Raw genomic sequence first — 17397 nt, 5'->3', positions numbered from 1 at the left:
CGGCATCCGATCAAAGGCTGCTGGCTTCACGCGGGCGCGTGCGGAAGGGGGTTATCCACAGGCCGGCGGGCGAAAAGGGCCGCTATTGTCGCAAAGCACAAAACAAAAGGCACGGCGGGGGCCGTGCCTTTTGTCTATCGCGGTGATTTGTCGCAGCGCCGATGGCGCCGCGGATCAGACGCCAAGGTAGTCGAGGATGCCTTCGGCCGCGGTACGTCCTTCGAAGATCGCCGTCACCACCAGGTCGGAACCACGGACCATGTCGCCACCGGCGAAGATCTTCGGGTTGCTGGTCTGGTGCTTGAACTGCGCCTGCGCCGGAGCCACCACGCGGCCCTGGCTGTCGGTGGCGATCTCGAAGCGCTCGAACCACGGCGCCGGACTCGGCCGGAAGCCGAAGGCGATCAGCACGGCTTCCGCCGGGATGATCTCCTCGGAACCGGGGATCGGTTCGGGGCTGCGGCGGCCGCGGGCGTCCGGCTCGCCGAGGCGGGTCTCGACCACCTTCACGCCCTCCACCCGGTCCTCGCCGACGATGGCGATGGGCTGGCGGTTGAAGAGGAACTTCACGCCCTCTTCCTTGGCGTTCTTCACTTCCTTGCGCGAACCCGGCATGTTTTCTTCGTCACGGCGATAGGCACAGGTCACCGACTTGGCGCCCTGGCGGATCGAAGTGCGGTTGCAGTCCATCGCGGTGTCGCCGCCGCCCAGGACCACCACGCGCTTGCCCTTCATGTCGACGAAGTCCTCGGCCGACTTCTCGAAGCCGAGGTTGCGGTTCACGTTGGCGATCAGGAAGTCCAGGGCGTCGTGTACGCCCGGCAGGTCCTCGCCGGGGAAACCGCCCTTCATGTAGGTGTAGGTGCCCATCCCCATGAACACGGCATCGTACTCATCGAGCAACTGCTCCATGGTCACGTCCTTGCCGATCTCGGTGTTCAGGCGAAACTCGATGCCCATGCCGGTGAACACCTCGCGGCGACGGCTGAGGACGTGCTTCTCCAGCTTGAACTCGGGAATGCCGAAGGTCAGCAGGCCGCCGATCTCCGGGTTGCGGTCGAACACCACCGGGGTCACGCCGTTGCGCACCAGCACGTCGGCGCAGCCGAGGCCGGCCGGGCCGGCGCCGATCACCGCGACGCGCCTGCCGGTCGGCTTGACCTTGGACAGGTCCGGACGCCAGCCCATGGCGAAGGCCGTATCGGTGATGTACTTCTCCACCGAGCCGATGGTCACCGCGCCAAAACCGTCGTTGAGGGTGCAGGCGCCCTCGCAGAGGCGATCCTGCGGGCAGACCCGGCCGCAGACTTCCGGCAGGGTGTTGGTCTGGTGCGACAGTTCGGCGGCGGCCAGGATATTGCCTTCGGAAACCAGCTTCAGCCAGTTAGGGATGAAGTTGTGCACCGGGCACTTCCACTCGCAGTACGGGTTGCCGCAGCCCAGGCAGCGGTGGGCCTGGTCGGCGGCCTGCTGCGGCTTGAACAGGTCGTGGATCTCCACGAACTCGCGCTTGCGCTGGCGCAGCAGCTTCTTCTTCGGGTCCTTGCGCCCGACTTCGATGAACTGGAAGTCGTTGTTCAGGCGGTCGGAATTCAGACGTTCAGACATATCGAAACCTCATCACAACTTCGGGCGCTTATTGCGGGTTGGCACGGGTGCTGGTCAGCAGCGAACCGAGGCTGGCCGCCTTCGGTTTCACCAGCCAGAACCGACGCAGGTAGTCATCCAGGTTTTCCAGGATGTTCGCGCCCCACTCGCTTGCCGTTTCGTTCACGTACTCGACCAGGACCTTGCGCAGGTGGCTGCGATAGGCCTCCATCGCCTCGCCGCTGATCCGCTGGATTTCCACCAGCTCGTGGTTCACGCGGTCGACGAAAGTGTTGTCCATGTCGAGGACGTAGGCGAAGCCCCCGGTCATGCCGGAGCCGAAGTTGTAGCCGGTCTTGCCCAGCACGCAGACGAAACCGCCGGTCATGTATTCGCAGCAGTGGTCGCCGGTACCTTCCACCACCGCATGGGAACCGGAGTTGCGCACGGCGAAGCGCTCGCCGGCGGTTCCGGCGGCGAACAGCTTGCCGCCGGTGGCGCCGTACAGGCAGGTGTTGCCGACGATGGCCGATTCCTGGGTCTTGAACGGACTGCCCTTGGGCGGGGTGATCACCAGCTTGCCGCCGGTCATGCCCTTGCCTACGTAGTCGTTGGCGTCGCCTTCCAGGTACAGGTGCAGGCCACCGGCGTTCCACACGCCGAAGCTCTGTCCCGCGGTGCCCTTGAAACGGAACACCAGCGGTGCCTTGGCCATGCCCTGGTTGCCGTGCAGGCGGGCGATCTCGCCGGATACCCGCGCGCCGATGGATCGGTCGCAGTTGCAGATGTCCAGCTCGTACTCGCCGCCGCTCAGGCCTTCGATGGCGGCCTTCGACAGCTCGACCATCTTCTCGGCCAGCAGGCCCTGGTCGAACGGCGGGTTTTTCTCCACCTCGCAGAACTGCGGCTTGTCGGCCGGGATCAGCTCACTGCCCAGCAACGGAGCGAGATCCAGGTTCTGCTGCTTGGCGGTCTCGCCGGGGAGGATCTCCAGCAGGTCGGTGCGGCCGATCAGCTCGCCCAGGCTGCGCACGCCGAGGCGCGCCAGCCACTCGCGGGTTTCCGTGGCGATGAAGGTGAAGAAGTTGATCACCATCGCGGTGGTGCCGATGAAGTGGTCCTTGCGCAACTTGTCGTTCTGCGTCGCCACGCCGGTGGCGCAGTTGTTCAGGTGGCAGATGCGCAGGTACTTGCAGCCCAGGGCGATCATCGGCGCGGTGCCGAAGCCGAAGCTCTCGGCGCCGAGAATGGCCGCCTTGATCACGTCCAGGCCGGTCTTCAGGCCGCCATCGGTCTGCACCCGGACCTTGCCGCGCAGGTCGTTGCCGCGCAGGGTCTGGTGGGTTTCCGCCAGGCCCAGTTCCCAGGGCGAGCCGGCGTACTTGATCGAGGTGATCGGCGAGGCACCGGTACCGCCGTCGTAGCCGGAGATGGTGATCAGGTCCGCATAGGCCTTGGCCACGCCGGCGGCGATGGTGCCGACGCCCGGCTCGGATACCAGCTTCACCGATACCAGCGCCTGCGGGTTGACCTGCTTGAGGTCGAAGATCAGCTGTGCCAGGTCTTCGATGGAGTAGATGTCGTGGTGCGGCGGCGGCGAGATCAGGGTCACGCCGGGCACCGCATAGCGCAGGCGGGCGATCAGGCCGTTGACCTTGCCGCCCGGCAACTGGCCGCCCTCGCCGGGCTTGGCGCCCTGGGCCACCTTGATCTGCAGGACCTCGGCGTTGACCAGGTATTCCGGGGTCACGCCGAAGCGGCCGGTAGCCACCTGCTTGATCTTCGAACTCTTCAGCGTGCCGTAGCGCGCCGGGTCCTCGCCGCCCTCGCCGGAGTTGGAGCGACCGCCCAGGGTGTTCATCGCCTCGGCCAGCGCCTCGTGGGCCTCCGGCGACAGCGCGCCGAGGGAAATCCCGGCGGCATCGAAGCGCTTGAAGATGGCTTCCAGCGGCTCCACCTCGTCGAGCGCCAGCGGCTGCGCGGCGGTCTTCACCTGCAACAGGTCGCGGATCATCGACACTGGGCGCTGGTCCACCAGCGCGGTGTATTCCTTGAACTTCTCGTAGTCGCCCTGCTGCACGGCAGCCTGCAGGGTATTCACCACATCCGGGTTGTAGGCGTGGTATTCGCCGCCATAGACGAACTTCAGCAAGCCGCCCTGCTGGATCGGCTTGCGGTTGCTCCAGGCCTCGGCGGCCAGGAGCTTCTGCTCGTTCTCGATATCGACGAAGCGCGCGCCCTGGATGCGGCTGGCGACTCCGGTGAAGCACAGGCCGGTGACCTCGTCGGACAGGCCCACCGCCTCGAACAGCTGCGCGCCACGGTAGGACGCGACGGTGGAGATGCCCATCTTCGAGAGAATCTTCATCAGGCCCTTGGAGATCCCCTTGCGGTAGTACTTGAACACCTCGTAGAGGTCGCCCAGCACTTCACCGGTGCGGATCAGGTCGGCCAGCACCTCGTAGGCGAGGAACGGATAGACCGCCGAGGCGCCGAAGCCGATCAGCACCGCGAAATGGTGCGGATCGCGGGCGGTGGCGGTCTCCACCAGGATGTTGGAGTCGCAGCGCAGCCCGGTCTGCACCAGGCGGTGATGCACCGCGCCGACGGCCAGGGCAGCATGCACCGGCAGTTTGCCGGGAGCGATATGGCGGTCGCTGAGGATCAGCAGCACCTTGCCGCCGCGCACGGCTTCCTCGGCCTGGTCGGCGATGTTGCGCACCGCGGCCTCCAGGCCCATCGACTCGTCGTAGTTGAGGTCGATGAAGTGGCGGTCGAAGCCCGGGCGGTCCAGGGTCATGATGGTCCGCCACTTCGCCGGCGAGATCACCGGAGTGGTGAGGATCGCCTGGTTGGCATGGTGCGGGGCTTCCTCGAAGATGTTCTGCTCGACGCCCAGGCAGGTTTCCAGGGACATCACGATGGCTTCGCGCAGCGGGTCGATCGGCGGGTTGGTGACCTGGGCGAATTGCTGGCGGAAGTAATCGTACGGAGAGCGGATGCGCCGGGAGAGGATCGCCATCGGCGTATCGTCGCCCATGGAGCCCACCGCTTCCTGGCCCTGCTCGCCGAGCGGACGCAGCACCTGGTCACGCTCCTCGAAGGTGACCTGGAACATCTTCATGAATTGCTTGAGCTGGTCGGCGTCGTAGCTGGCCACGCCATGGTCGTCGTCCAGGGTCGCCTGGATGCGCAGGGCATTCTGCCGCAGCCATTGCTTGTAGGGATGGCGCGACTTCAGGCGGTTGTCGATGTCGTCGCTGTGCAGGACCTGGCCGGTCTCGGTGTCCACCGCGAGGATCTGCCCCGGACCGACGCGACCCTTGGCGATGACGTCCTCGGGCTTGTAGTCCCAGACGCCGATTTCCGAAGCCAGGGTGATGTAGCCGTTCTTCGTGGTGACCCAGCGCGACGGGCGCAGGCCATTGCGGTCGAGCAGGCAGACGGCATAGCGACCGTCGGTCAGCACGACGCCGGCGGGGCCATCCCAGGGCTCCATGTGCAGCGAGTTGTACTCGTAGAACGCGCGCAGGTCGGCGTCCATGGTCTCGACGTTCTGCCAGGCCGGCGGGATGATCATGCGCAGGCCGCGGAACAGGTCCATGCCGCCGGTGACCATCAGTTCGAGCATGTTGTCCATGCTCGACGAGTCGGAGCCGACGCGGTTCACCAGCGGGCCTAGCTCTTCCAGGTCGGGGATCAGTTCGTTGGTGAACTTGGTCCGCCGCGCCTGGGCCCAGTTGCGGTTGCCGGTAATGGTGTTGATCTCGCCGTTGTGGGCGAGGAAGCGGAACGGCTGCGCCAGCGGCCATTTCGGCAGGGTGTTGGTGGAGAAGCGCTGGTGGAATACGCAGATCGCGGTCTGCAGGCGCTCGTCGCCAAGGTCCGGATAGAAGGCGGCCAGGTCGGCCGGCATCATCAGGCCCTTATAGATGATGGTCTTGTGCGAAAAGCTGCAGATGTAGTGGTCGCTGTCGGCGGCGTTGGCCACCGACGAGCGGCGCCGTGCGCTGAACAGCTTGATGGCGAAGTCCTGGTCACTCAGGCCGGCGCCGCCGATGAACACCTGTTCGATCTGCGGCAGGCGCTCCAGCGCCAGGCGGCCGAGAACGCTGGTATCGATCGGCACCTTGCGCCAGCCGACCAGCTGCAGTCCGGCGGCGACGATCTCGCGATTCATGTTCTCGCGTGCCGCCTCGGCTTTCACCGGGTCCTGGTTGAAGAACACCATGCCCACCGCGTATTGCTCGGGCAGGTCGACAGAAAAGGCTTCCCTGGCGACGGCACGCAGGAACAGGTCGGGCTTCTGGATCAGCAGCCCGCAGCCGTCCCCGGTCTTGCCATCGGCATTGATCCCACCGCGGTGGGTCATGCAGGTCAGTGCTTCGATTGCGGTTTGCAGAAGTTGATGGCTCGGCTCGCCCTGCATATGGGCGATCAGGCCAAATCCGCAGTTATCCTTGAACGTTTCAGGATGGTACAGACCTGCTTTCATAAGGAACTCTCACCGGCAAAACTTTTTTAGTCATCTACTTCGCCTGTCACCCGCTCATGCGGCGAGTTTTCGACAGGCAAAGGGAGGCCATTGTACATAGGTGCACAAGGCCTCACAAATTTTGCGGCGAGAAAATGAAATTCAATGTCGCCAAAATGAAAGACGAAACCCACCAGTCATGCTAACGACTAGCGAGTTTCGTCAAGAGGCGACGGCAGGTCGGATCAATGCGCCTGGCCGATCTCCTGCTGGATGCTGGCGAAGGTACGCGGCCACGGCTTGCCGGCCTGCACCTTGGACGGCAGTTTTTTCACTGCGGCCAGGGCGGCGGCACGGTTCGGGAAGCTGCCATAGGTGACGACGTAGAACGGCTTGCCTTGCAGGGTTTTCTTGAAGTAGCGGAAATCGCCGCCGCCCTGCTGGCGAATGAACGCCTGGGCATTGGCTTCGGAGCCGGTACCGAGGATCTGCAGGGCGAAGTTACCACCAGACTGGTTGCGATACCACTGACTTCCCGCACCGCCACCGCTGGCCGGCTTGGCGGCCGGAGCCGGGGCCGGCTTCGCCGCGGCGGTGGTGGCCGGCTTGCTCGCCGCCGGCTTGGCCGGAGCGGGGGCCGGGGCCGGCTTGCTGGCCGGGGCGCTGGCGACCGGCGCGGTCGGTGCCGGGGTCTGCGCCGGAGTCGGGGTCGCCGCAGGCGCGGTCGGTTCGGTCGGCGCCGGCGGCACCGGATGCATCGGCGTGACGCCATTGTTGGCCAGCGGCGTCACCGGAGGAGCCGAGCTGGAAACGGTAGGCGGCACCGCGGCGGACGGCAGGCCGCCTTCGTCGTCGCCACCTTGCCCGGCGGCCTGGGCCAGCGGCTCGCGAATGACCGGCTGCGACTCGCCGACCAACGGTAGCGGCAACGGCTGGCTGGAACCGTTGAACTCCACGGCCGGGCCGCTGCCCGGCTGCTGGGCCTGGGCCGGCGTAGCGCCATTCATGGACAATTCGGTAGAGGCGGTCTGCGGCGCCTCCGGCTTGCTCTTGCCTTGCATGAACCAGGCGGCGATCACGCCGATGGCCACGACCGCAAGAATCACCAGATGCTTCTTGGGCAAGTTGAAAGACCCTCCGGTTGCCTTGCGCGCTGCGCCACGATTGGCCAGCATCGCTTCGATCAGGGCATCGCGGGCGACCTGGTTGATCGCTCCCGGCCAGCCTTCCGACTGCTCGTGGATGTCCACCAGCAGGTCGTTGGAAATCAGCTCGATGCCCTGCCCGGCGCCCTCGAGACGCTGGGCCAGGTAGTCGCGGGTTTCCTCTTCGCTGTATGGCTGCAACTCGATGGCATGGAAGCGCTCCTCACCCTCGGAAAACACCTCCAGGCGCGGCAGCAACGACGGCTCACCGAACAGGAATACATGCAGGCGTCCCTCGTTGGTGCCGGAAGCCAGCAGCAACAGCACTTCCAGCGCGCTGTCCTGGAGCTGCTCGGCATCATCCACCATCAGATAGACGTCCTGCCCGGTGATCGCCAGCTGCGCCACCTTGGTCAGGATCGCCTCCAGGCTCGCCTGGTTGATGCTCAGGCCCTGCGCCACCTGGCGCAGCAACGAAGTCTCGTCGGCGGCGGTGCGCGCCGAGATCACCACGCTGAGGACCGCATCCTTGTTGGTGCTGGCCACCAGCGCCTGGCGCAGCAGGGTCTTGCCGCTGCCCAGGGGCCCGGTGACCAGCAGCAGGAGCTGGCTGTAGCGGGCCAGATGGTGCAACTGGCCGAGCACCGGCTTGCGCTGCGCCGGGAAGAACTTGAAACCCGGAACGCGCGGCGCGAACGGGTCGTGACTGAATTGGTAGTGGCCCAGGAAGGCCTCATCGGCATGCAAGCTGGTCATGGGACCTCATTCATCTCCAAGCTGGTCGGCCAAGGCCCGATAGTCGGTGCGCAGGGTCGCGTCCAAGATCTCACGGGGAAAATCGCCGGTGACCACGGCATTCCCCAGTCCTTGCAGCAAAACCAGACGCAGGCGGCCATCGAGCACTTTCTTGTCGACGGCCATGTGTTCCATAAAATCTTCCGCCGTCATCTCGGCCGGCGGTACCACGGGCAGGCCAGCCCGGCGCAGCAGGCGGATACCGCGATCGCGCTCGGCGGCGCTCAGCCAACCCAACCGATGCGACATCTCGAGTGCCATCACGGTTCCCGCCCCTACCGCTTCGCCGTGCAACCAGACGCCGTAACCTTGCTGGGTCTCGATCGCGTGACCGAAGGTATGGCCGAGGTTCAGCGTGGCACGCACGCCCGACTCGCGCTCGTCGGCGCCCACCACGCGGGCCTTCGCCGCGCAAGAGCGCTCGATGGCCTCGGTGACAACGGTCGGCTCCAGTGCCAGCAAGGCATCCATGTGCGCTTCCAGCCAGGTGATGAACGGTTCGTCGCAAATGAAACCGTACTTGATCACCTCCGCCAGCCCGGCGGACAGCTCACGGGACGGCAGCGTCTTCAGCGACGCGGTGTCGATGACCACCGCCTGGGGCTGGTAGAACGCACCGATCATGTTCTTGCCCAACGGATGGTTGATCCCGGTCTTGCCGCCCACCGAGGAGTCGACCTGGGACAACAGGGTGGTCGGCACCTGGATGAAGTTGACCCCACGCTGGTAGCAGGCCGCGGCGAAACCGGCCATGTCACCGATGACGCCGCCGCCCAGGGCGATCAGGGTAGTCTTGCGGTCATGCCGCTCCTTCAGCAGGGCATCGAAGATCAGTTGCAGGGTTTCCCACTGCTTGTAGGCCTCGCCGTCGGGCAGCACCACAGGGGTGACCTCGTGGCCTTGCAGTGCCTTGAGCAGGGTTTCCAGATAGAGAGGAGCGACCGTTTCGTTGCTGATCACCGCGACCCGGCGACCGACGATATGCGGCGCGAACCAGCGGGCGTCGCCCAGCAGGTTTTCACCGATGTAAATGGGATAGCTACGCTCGCCTAGATCGACGTGAAGTGTGCGCATGAGGCCCCCAGACAGGAAAGGGCAATAGGATAACGCAATTCGCCGCGCCTCAGCGGGGCGGCAACTTGCGCAGGCGTTCGAGAATTTCCTGGACGACCAGGCGCGGCGGCCTTTCGTCGGTCTCCACCACCACATCGGCGATTTCGCGGTAGAGCGGGTCGCGCAGCGCCATCAGGTCGCGGAGGATCTGTCCCGGGTTGGGCTTCTGCAACAAGGGGCGGTTGCGGTCCCGCGCCGTGCGCGCGATCTGGTGCTCGACCGAGGCATGCAGGTACACAACCCGGCCACCGGCGCGCAGCACCTGGCGGTTACCGTCGCGCATCACCGCCCCGCCGCCGGTGGCGATCACCATGCCGTCGGCGGCGCAGAGTTCGGTGAGCATGGCCTGCTCGCGCTCGCGGAAACCGACCTCGCCCTCGACATCGAAGATCCATGGGATATTCGCGCCGCACCGCTGTTCGATCTCCTTGTCGGAGTCCTTGAACGCGAGATGCAGCTCCTTGGCGAGCAGGCGCCCGATGGTGCTCTTTCCAGCACCCATCGGGCCGACGAGGATCAGGTTGACCACGTTGTTCGATATCAGCGACCGATTGCGATGGCCTGATTATTCATGATCCGCGGTGTCAGGAAAACCAGAAGTTCGTTTTTCCGGTCGGTGACGGTATCACGCCGGAACAGCCGCCCCAGGTAAGGCAGTTCGCCGAGGAACGGCACCTTCTCCACCGACTTGCTCTGCTCGTTACTGAACACGCCGCCGATGACGATGGTCTCGCCGTCGTTGACCAGGATCTTGGCGTTGACCTCGTTCTTGTTGATAGGAGGTACGCCGTTCAACATATTCTGGTAATCCGGCGCGTCCTTGGTCACCTTGACTTCGACGATGATCCGGTTGTCCGGGGTGATCTGCGGGGTCACCTCGAGGGACAGCGCGGCTTCCTTGAACGAGGTGCTGGTAGCGCCGCTGGAACTGGCCTCCTGGTAGGGGACTTCCGAGCCCTTGAGGATCTTCGCGGTTTCCTTGTCCGAGGTCACGACCTTGGGTTGGGAGACGATCTCGCCGTTGCCGGTCTTTTCCATCGCCGACAGTTGCAGGTCGAGGATGATGTTGTCGGTGATGAAGCCGATGCCGATCCCGGAGGTGGCATCCTTGGCACCGAGGTCGACGAACGGCGACGGCGACTTGCTGGTACCCGTGGTCGGGAAGGTACAGCTACCGGCAATCGGGCCGCAGTTCATGCCGTCCTCGTCCTTGATCCCGATATTGCCGTCCTTGCCGTAGCCGCTCCAGTTGCCCTTGTGATAAGCGCCGCCCCAGCGCACACCGAGACTCTTGTCGTAACCGACGTTAGCCTCGACGATGCGTGCCTCGATCATCACCTGGCGCACCGGAATATCCAGCTGCGAAACGATCCGCCGCAGTTCGTCCAGTCGCTCCTGGGGCTGATAGGCGATGATGCTGTTGGTGCGGTCGTCGACGGTGATCGAGCCGCGCCCGCCTTCCTTGCCTTCCTGGCCACCATCGCTGGTCACCGACTGGAACAGCTTGGCGATGTCCGCGGCCTTGGCGTAGTTCACCTGGATCAGTTCCCGGCGCAGTGGCGCCAACTCGGCGATCTGCTTCTGCGCTTCCAGCTCCTGGCGCTCACGGGCGGCGATCTCGTCGGCCGGGGCCACCAGCAGTACGTTGCCGAGCTTGCGCTTGTCCAGGCCCTTGGTCTTCAGTACCAGGTCCAGCGCCTGGTCCCACGGCACGTTCTGCAGGCGCAGGGTGATATTGCCCTGCACGGTATCCGAGGCCACCAGGTTCAGGTCGGTGAAGTCGGCGATCAGCTGCAGCACCGAACGCACGTCGATGTCCTGGAAGTTCAGCGACAGTTTCTCACCGGTATAGGCGAAATTGTCCTTCTTGCGCCGCTCGGCGTCTTCCGTGGTCATCGGCTTGATGCTGACGGTCAGGCGATTGTCGGTCTGGTAGACCAGATAGTCGTAGAGCCCGCTCGGTTCGATGGTGATGCTGGTACGGTCGGATTGCGCGCTGGCGTTGACGAACTGCACCGGCGTGGCGAAGTCCTTGACGTCCAGGCGAACCCGCAGCGCATCCGGCAGCTGGGTCTTGGCGAAGTCCAGGCGGATCTTGCCGCCCTGTTCTTGAATATCCGGGCTCAAGGTCGGGTCGGACAGGTCGATGACCACGTTGCCCTCGCCCTTTTCGCCACGCTGGAAATCGATGTTGCGGATGGCACGACCCGCCGGCACGTACGGCTTGAGCTTGATCGGCTGGGCATAGCTGGCCGGAGCCGGGCTTGCCTTGACCGGAGCGGCGGAAGCGACGCTGGCGCCGGCCGGCGAATTGCCGACCACCACGAAGAGGTTGTTGCCTTCCACCCGGGTGGTGTAGGACGACAGCGTGGTCAGGTTGATGATCAACCGTGTGCGATCCTTCGCCTCGACCACCGTGACGCTGCGCGTATTGCCCACGCTCAGCTCGCGATTCTTGGTGCCGAGTTTGTTCTGCACCCCCGGCAGATCGAGGGCGATTCGCGCCGGCTGCTCGATGGTATAGCCACGCGGCGCGGCGACGGGCTCGTCGAACTGCAGCTTTAGCTCGACCCGGTCGCCAGGCAGTGCCGCCACGTCGAGTTTCTCCAGGTCCGCGGCGAGCAATGCCGGCGCGAACATGGCGGCCAGCAAAGCGATCCCGAGGCGCGAGAGGCCACTGTTCATCGTCCGACTCCGTTGTACAGACTGCTGTTGGTTATGCATGTTTTTCCCCGCCCTCAGGAGCGTTCCTTGAGAGTCAGGCTGCGCGGACGCTCCAGCCAGTTCCCCTCTCCGTCAGGAACGATTTCGATCACGTCTATTTTTCCTTCGCTGATGCCGACGACCTTGCCGTCGTTGCGCCCCAGGTAGTCCCCGACCCTCACCCGGTGCACGCCACCCGCGCCCTTCACCAGGGCGAAGGTGCCCTGGGCGTTGGACAGGGTGCCGACCATCTCGAAGGTCTCGATGTTGAAGCCTTCCAGGAACTGCTTGACCCGCGTCTCGTCGGGCTTGATCACCTTGTTGCCCTTCTGCCGCACGGTCAGGTCGATCTTCACCGGCGGCTGGAACGGGCTGCGTAGCGACGCGGCGCTATAGGTGAAGGCCTCGTACGGCTGGAACTTCGGCAACGGCTCGATGGTGCCCTTGGGCCGGGCGCGAACCTCGTCCATGTAGGACTGCAGATCGGCGAAATCGGAACCGCCGCCGCATCCGGCCAGGCTGGCGAGCAGCAGGCTGCTCAGAATCAGGCGGGCTCTCATTTCTTCAGCCCCTTGTCGTTGTAGCGATAGGTCTTGGCCAGGATGCTCATGCGCAGCTTGGACGTGCTGCCGGGCGCGACCGGCTTGATCTCGAAGTCATGCAGGGTGACGATCCGCGGCAGGCTGGACACGCCGCTGACGAAGGTCGCCAGGTCGTGGTAGCCGCCGACCACGCTGATCTGGATCGGCAGCTCGATGTAGAACTGCTGGGCAACCTCGGGAAGCAGCTTGATTTCCTCGAACTCCAGGCCGCTGCCCAGGCCGGTACGAGTGATGTCCTCGAGCAGCCCGGGTACCTCGGTGTCGCTGGGCAACTGCCGCAGCAAGGCGCCAAAGGACTCTTCCATCTCCTTCATCTGTGCCTTGTAGGCTTCCAGGTTCGCGGCCTGGAAGGCCTTGGTGGAGAACTGCTGCTTGAGCGTCTCCTCTTCCGCGGCCTGCTGTTCGAGCTGAGCCTGCATGTCACTCAGATGGAAGTTGTAGCCCAGCGCCAGGACCGCCGCGGTCAGCAGCACGCAGACGATGACCTTGACCGCCGCCGGCCAGGAACCGATGTTGTTCAGGTCGAGATCGTTGATATCGATCTTGCGCAGACTTTCCAGGGAACTGGCCAGACTCATTTCTTGGCTCCTTGCGCAACCCCATGCTTCGCCTTGGCGTCTTCCTCGCCGGGCTGCGTCTGCTGCACGGTCAGTTGGAACACGTTGGCCTGGTCCACCGCGCCCTGGGTCACCGCCTTGACCTCGTTCAGGGTCGGGGCGGTCAGCCACTCGGACGCGTCCATGTTGCGCATGAGATTGGAAACGCGGTTATTGGACTCGGCCGCGCCGGCGATGGCGATGTTCTTGCCGGTCATCTTCAGGTCGGTGAAATACACGCCGTCGGGCAAGGTCCGCACGAGCTGGTCGAACACCCGTCCGATGATGGGACGGTTGCCCTGCAGGTCCTGGATGATCTTCATCCGCTCGAGCAATTGCTGGCGCCGCGACTTCAGTTCGCTGATTTCCTTGATCCGGGCGTCGAGTACGACGATTTCCTTGCGCAGGAAGTCGTTGCGGGCGTTCTGGTTCTCGATGGCCGCGGTGAAGTACTGGTCGCCAAGGAATACCAGCGCAGCCGATGCCACCAGGACGCCGCCAAGAATCACCAGGAACTGCTGCTTGCGCTGCTCGCGCAGCTCTTCGCGCCAGGGTAGAAGGTTGATCCGTGCCATCAGTCGAAACTCCTCAACGCCAGGCCGCAGGCGATCATCAACGCCGGAGCGTCGCTGGCCAGGGCGCCGGCATTCACCTTGCCGTTCAGCGCCATGTCGGCGAACGGGTTGGCGACCAGGGTCGGGGTGCCGATCTTCTGCTGGATCAACCGATCGAGATCCTGGATAGACGCCGTACCGCCCGCCAGGACGATGTAGTCGACGTCGTTGAACTGTCCGGCGGCGAAGAAGAACTGCAGCGAGCGGGAAACCTGCTGCACCACGGCGTCCTTGAACGGACGCAGAACTTCGCTGTCGTAGTCATCCGGAAGACCGCCCTGCTTCTTGGCGAGACCGGCTTCCTCCACCGAGAGTCCGTAACGCCGCTGGATCTCCTCGGTGAGCTGGCGACCGCCGAACAGCTGTTCGCGGGTATAGATGGTGCGTCCGTTGTGCAGGACGCTCAGGGTGGTCATGGTCGCGCCGATGTCCACTACCGCCACGGTCAACTGGTCGGTGTCGGCACCCAGCTGGCTGCTCAGCAGCGCATAGGAGCGCTCCAGCGCGTAGGCCTCGACGTCGACCACCTTGGCGGTCAGGCCGGCCAGCGCCAGGGCCGCTTCGCGAACCTCGACGTTCTCTTTCCGACAGGCGGCCAGGAGTACGTCCACGCGCTCGGGATTGCGCGCGGAGAGTCCCTGGACCTCGAAGTCGATGGCGACTTCCTCCAGCGGATAGGGGATGTACTGGTCGGCCTCGATCTTCAGCTGGTTTTCCAGTTCATCCTCGGAAAGCCCGGCTTCCATCTCGATGGTCTTGGTGATCACCGCCGAACCGGCGACGGCGACCACGGCCGACTTCAGGTTGGTTTTCGCCTTGACCAGCACCCGTGACAACGCCTGGCCGACCCCTTCCAGCTCGACGATGTTCTTTTCCACGACTGCATTCGGCGGAAGCGGCTCGACGGCATAGGCCTCCACTTTGTAGCGGCCTCCGGAGCGGCTCAACTCAAGGAGCTTTACCGAGGTCGAGCTGATGTCGATCCCCAGCAAGGTGTTCGCTTTCTTCTTTATGAGCCCTAGCACGACCAATTCCCTATTAGCGTTCAATACTTACGAACGATTCTTCTTTTTTCACATTAGATACCAGAGCCGAAGGCCAGGCAAATGGCTAGGTCACAGAAAAATTGCTTATAATGTGAACAGCTTTTGCCTTTTTCCTGTCCTATTCGCTTAACTCTTTCTTTTTCCTGGAAATCCGAATCTACCCATGCGCCTGCTGAAGTTCCTGTGGTGGACTTGCGTCACCCTGATTTGTGGAGTGCTGCTCAGTTTCAGCGGCGCCTATCTCTATCTGAGTCCCAGCCTGCCCTCGGTGGAAGCTCTGCGTAACGTCCAGCTGCAGATCCCCCTCAAGGTCTACAGCGAGGACGGCAAGCTGATCTCCGAGTTCGGCGAGATGCGTCGGACGCCGATCCGCTTCTCCGACATCCCGCAGGACTTCATCCATGCCCTGCTGTCCGCCGAGGACGACAATTTCGCCAACCATTATGGCGTCGATGTGAAAAGCCTAATGCGCGCCGCCGCGCAATTATTGAAAAGCGGTCACATCCAGACTGGCGGCAGCACCATCACCATGCAGGTAGCGAAGAACTACTTCCTTACCAATGAAAGAAGCTTCTCGCGAAAGATCAATGAAATCCTCCTGGCCCTGCAGATCGAGCGACAGCTGACCAAGGACGAGATCCTCGAGCTCTACGTCAACAAGATCTACCTGGGCAACCGTGCCTATGGCATCGAGGCTGCCGCACAGGTCTATTACGGCAAGCCGATCAAAGACTTGAGCCTGGCCGAGATGGCGATGATCGCCGGCCTGCCGAAAGCGCCCTCGCGCTACAACCCGCTGGTCAACCCGACCCGCAGTACGGAGCGGCGCAACTGGATCCTCGAGCGCATGCTCAAGCTCGGCTTCATCGACCAGCAACGCTACCAGGCCGCCGTCGAGGAGCCGATCAACGCCTCCTACCACGTGCAGACCCCCGAACTGAATGCGCCCTACATCGCCGAGATGGCCCGTGCCGAGATGGTCGGCCGCTACGGCAGCGAGGCCTATACCGAGGGCTACAAGGTCATCACCACGGTCCGCAGCGACCTGCAGAACGCCGCCAGCCAATCGGTCCGCGACGGCCTCATCGACTATGACCAGCGCCACGGCTACCGCGGCCCGGAGACCCGCCTGCCGGGCCAGACCCGCGACGCCTGGCTCAAGCACCTGGGCCAGCAGCGCAGCATCGGCGGCCTGGAGCCGGCGATCGTCACCCAGGTGGAAAAGAGCGGGATCATGGTGATGACCCGCGACGGCAAGGAAGAAGCCGTGACCTGGGACAGCATGAAATGGGCACGCCCCTTCCTCAGCAACAACAGCATGGGCCCGATGCCGCGCCAGCCCGCCGACGTGGCCCAGGCCGGCGACCAGATCCGCGTGCAGCGCCAGGAAGACGGCACCCTGCGCTTCGTACAGATTCCCGCCGCACAGAGCGCGCTGATCTCCCTCGACCCGAAGGACGGGGCGATCCGCTCGCTGGTCGGCGGCTTCTCCTTCGAGCAGAGCAACTACAACCGCGCGATCCAGGCCAAGCGCCAGCCGGGCTCCAGTTTCAAGCCGTTCATCTACAGCGCGGCCCTGGACAACGGCTTCACCGCCGCCAGCCTGGTCAACGATGCGCCGATCGTGTTCGTCGACGAGTACCTGGACAAGGTCTGGCGACCGAAGAACGACACCAATACCTTCCTCGGCCCGATCCCGCTGCGCGAAGCCCTGTACAAGTCCCGCAACATGGTCTCGATCCGCGTCCTGCAGGGCCTGGGCATCGAGCGGGCGATCAGCTACATCACCAAGTTCGGCTTCCAGCGCGACGAACTGCCGCGCAACTTCTCCCTGGCCCTGGGTACCGCGACAGTCACACCGATGGAAATCGCCGGCGCCTGGAGCGTATTCGCCAACGGCGGCTACAAGGTCAATCCGTACGTCATCGAACGCATCGAGAGCCGCGACGGACAGGTGCTGTACCAGGCCAATCCGCCCCGCGTGCCGGTGGAAGAACAGGTCGCTGCGCCGGATGCGGAAGACGCCGGGAATCCTGGTGACCCCGAGCATCCGGAGAGCGCCGAAGGCGAAGGTTCGATCGAAGCCCAGCAAGTCGCCGCCAAGGCCCAGACCACCTTCGAGCCGACCCCGGCCGAGCGGATCATCGATGCCCGTACCGCCTATATCATGACCAGCATGCTGCAGGACGTGATCAAGCGCGGTACCGGGCGTCGCGCCCTGGCGCTGAAGCGCACCGACCTAGCCGGCAAGACCGGCACCACCAACGATTCCAAGGATGGCTGGTTCTCCGGCTACAACTCCGACTACGTGACCAGCGTCTGGGTCGGCTTCGACCAGCCGGAGACCCTGGGTCGCCGCGAGTACGGCGGTACCGTCGCGCTGCCGATCTGGATCAGGTACATGGGCTTCGCCCTCAAGGACAAGCCGATGCACACCATGGCCGAGCCGCCAGGCATCGTCAGCCTGCGCATCGACCCGGTGACCGGCCGTTCGGCCGCGCCGGGCACTCCCGGCGCCTATTTCGAGATGTTCAAGAACGAGGATACCCCGCCCTCGGTCAATGAACTGCCGCCAGGCAGCTTCCCTGGCAGCCCGCTGCCGGATGACGAAGGCGCGCCGATCGACCTGTTCTGAACCGGCCGGCGCCTGCGCTTCGTTGGCGACGACGGGAGCGCGAGGCGCAGGCAAAAAGAAACCCCGCCAAGGCGGGGTTTCTTTTTA

At 64.2% G+C, this 17397-nt stretch carries 11 protein-coding genes; 1 reads left to right on the top strand and 10 read right to left on the bottom strand.

What is annotated here, in order from left to right; translation table 11 throughout:
* Positions 1–174: 174 nt before the first annotated feature.
* From HMPREF2716_RS01715 to pilM, 10 genes are all read right to left on the bottom strand, one after another.
* Positions 175–1608, bottom strand: a complete 1434-nt coding sequence (locus HMPREF2716_RS01715) for an FAD-dependent oxidoreductase (RefSeq protein WP_003095829.1) — start codon at positions 1606–1608, stop codon at positions 175–177.
* A 28-nt stretch (positions 1609–1636) separates the two neighbouring features.
* Positions 1637–6082, bottom strand: a complete 4446-nt coding sequence (gene gltB, locus HMPREF2716_RS01710; protein WP_023518162.1) for a glutamate synthase large subunit — start codon at positions 6080–6082, stop codon at positions 1637–1639.
* 224 nt (positions 6083–6306) lie between these two features.
* Complete coding sequence (locus HMPREF2716_RS01705) at positions 6307–7962, bottom strand: AAA family ATPase (protein WP_015503769.1); 1656 nt, start codon at positions 7960–7962, stop codon at positions 6307–6309.
* Between the two features lie 6 nt (positions 7963–7968).
* Entirely contained in the window at positions 7969–9075 is a 1107-nt protein-coding gene (gene aroB, locus HMPREF2716_RS01700; RefSeq protein WP_003112148.1) for a 3-dehydroquinate synthase, read from the bottom strand.
* 49 nt (positions 9076–9124) lie between these two features.
* A complete protein-coding gene (gene aroK, locus HMPREF2716_RS01695; RefSeq protein ID WP_003095833.1) occupies positions 9125–9643 on the bottom strand; it encodes a shikimate kinase AroK in 519 nt (172 codons plus the stop codon).
* A gap of 11 nt (positions 9644–9654) precedes the next feature.
* On the bottom strand, positions 9655–11799 hold the full coding sequence (gene pilQ, locus HMPREF2716_RS01690; RefSeq protein ID WP_070621784.1) for a type 4a pilus secretin PilQ: 2145 nt from the start codon (positions 11797–11799) through the stop codon (positions 9655–9657).
* 53 nt (positions 11800–11852) lie between these two features.
* Positions 11853–12377, bottom strand: a complete 525-nt coding sequence (gene pilP, locus HMPREF2716_RS01685; protein WP_003095836.1) for a type 4a pilus biogenesis lipoprotein PilP — start codon at positions 12375–12377, stop codon at positions 11853–11855.
* Positions 12374–12997, bottom strand: coding sequence for a type 4a pilus biogenesis protein PilO (pilO, locus tag HMPREF2716_RS01680; protein WP_003103268.1), 624 nt, complete (start codon positions 12995–12997; stop codon positions 12374–12376). The genes pilP and pilO overlap by 4 nt, the downstream gene beginning before the upstream one ends.
* A complete protein-coding gene (pilN, locus tag HMPREF2716_RS01675; RefSeq protein ID WP_003095839.1) occupies positions 12994–13590 on the bottom strand; it encodes a type 4a pilus biogenesis protein PilN in 597 nt (198 codons plus the stop codon). The genes pilO and pilN overlap by 4 nt, the downstream gene beginning before the upstream one ends.
* Complete coding sequence (gene pilM, locus HMPREF2716_RS01670) at positions 13590–14654, bottom strand: type IV pilus assembly protein PilM (protein ID WP_003110888.1); 1065 nt, start codon at positions 14652–14654, stop codon at positions 13590–13592. Before pilM ends, pilN begins: the two co-directional genes overlap by 1 nt.
* Before the next feature lie 184 nt (positions 14655–14838).
* On the opposite strand from pilM, the gene HMPREF2716_RS01665 reads away from it, so the two are divergent.
* Positions 14839–17310, top strand: a complete 2472-nt coding sequence (locus HMPREF2716_RS01665) for a penicillin-binding protein 1A (RefSeq protein ID WP_023518163.1) — start codon at positions 14839–14841, stop codon at positions 17308–17310.
* Positions 17311–17397 lie beyond the last annotated feature (87 nt).

Origin of the sequence: Pseudomonas sp. HMSC076A11, from assembly GCF_001810205.1 — a bacterium.
Lineage (GTDB): Bacteria > Pseudomonadota > Gammaproteobacteria > Pseudomonadales > Pseudomonadaceae > Pseudomonas > Pseudomonas aeruginosa.
This window is presented reverse-complemented; position numbering and strand designations above follow the sequence as displayed.